This window comes from Streptomyces sp. NPDC020681 (assembly GCF_044334895.1).
In the GTDB taxonomy this organism is placed as follows: domain Bacteria; phylum Actinomycetota; class Actinomycetes; order Streptomycetales; family Streptomycetaceae; genus Streptomyces.
In genome coordinates this window covers 1-1,147 of sequence record NZ_JBIRTX010000084.1, presented here as the reverse complement: position 1 = coordinate 1,147, position 1,147 = coordinate 1, and the positions used below count along the sequence as shown (strand labels likewise).

Here is a 1,147-nt window from a genome sequence, read left to right as displayed (position 1 = left end):
CGTCTCGGAAAGGGTGACTCCAGGCGCCTTCCCAAATCAGTGCCGGCCTGATTCTCTGTGGGGAACGCAGGAGGTTTGCCATGCCGGTTCCGCTTCGGGCTGATTTTGACGCGCAGACGACCCGGGCCGCTGCGAAACGGTCCAAGGACGGACCGCAGGCGCGGCGGCTGTTGGCTTTGGCGGCGATTTACGACGGCGCGACCCGGAGCGAAGCTGCGAAGATCGGCGGCGTGACCCTGCAGATCGTTCGCGATTGGGTGATGAAATTCAACGCGCATGGCCCAGCCGGGCTCATCGACCGCAAGGCGCCAGGCCAGCCACCTCGACTGACGGACAAACATCGCAAGGTGCTGGCTGCGATCATCGAGAGCGGGCCGATGCCGGCGATCCATGGTGTCGTACGCTGGCGGATCATCGATCTCTGCCAATGGCTCTACGAGGAGTTCCGCGTCGTGGTCGCCAAGCAGACGTTGAGCCGGGAACTGCGGGCCATGGGCTATCGCAAGCTCTCGGCCCGACCACGCCATCATGCGCAAGCCGCGGGCGCGATCGAGGATTTTAAAAAAGCTTTCCCGCCCGCGTGGCAGAAGTGGCCGAAGGCCAAGGCGTTGACCCGGCCGATCTAGAAATCTGGTTCGCCGACGAGGCGCGCATCGGTCAGAAGAACAAGATCACGCGCCGTTGGGCGCGGCGCGGAACGCGCCCCTGCGCGCCGCACGACCAGCGCACCGCCTCAACCTACATCTTCGGCGCGATCTGTCCGAAGGAGGGGAAAGGCGCAGCCCTCGTCCTGCCTGCCTGCAACACCGAGGCGATGAACCTGCACCTCGCCGAAATCGCCACCGAGGTCGCGCCCGGCAAGCACGCCATCCTCCTGCTCGATCAGGCCGGCTGGCATCTGTCGAGCCGGCTGATTGTCCCGCCGAACATCACGCTCATGCCCTTGCCCGCGAAATGCCCGGAACTCAACCCGCAGGAGAACGTCTGGCAGTTCATGCGCGACAACTGGCTCTCCAACCGTGTCTTCAAGTCCTACGCCGACATCCTGGATCATTGCTGCTACGCATGGAACAAACTCGTCGACCAGCCCTGGCGCATCATATCCATCGGAATGCGAGATTGGGCCCATCGGTTCTGATCAATGAGC

1 protein-coding gene is annotated in these 1,147 nt (G+C 63.6%); it reads left to right on the top strand.

Annotation, left to right across the window (positions count from 1 at the left end):
• Nucleotides 1–80: 80 nt before the first annotated feature.
• Nucleotides 81–1,138 (top strand): IS630 family transposase gene (locus tag ACH4YL_RS40810; protein ID WP_398512598.1). Its coding sequence is split into 2 segments (ribosomal slippage): nucleotides 81–585 and nucleotides 585–1,138, totalling 1,059 coding nucleotides; the frame shifts between segments, so codons are not numbered across the junction.
• Nucleotides 1,139–1,147 lie beyond the last annotated feature (9 nt).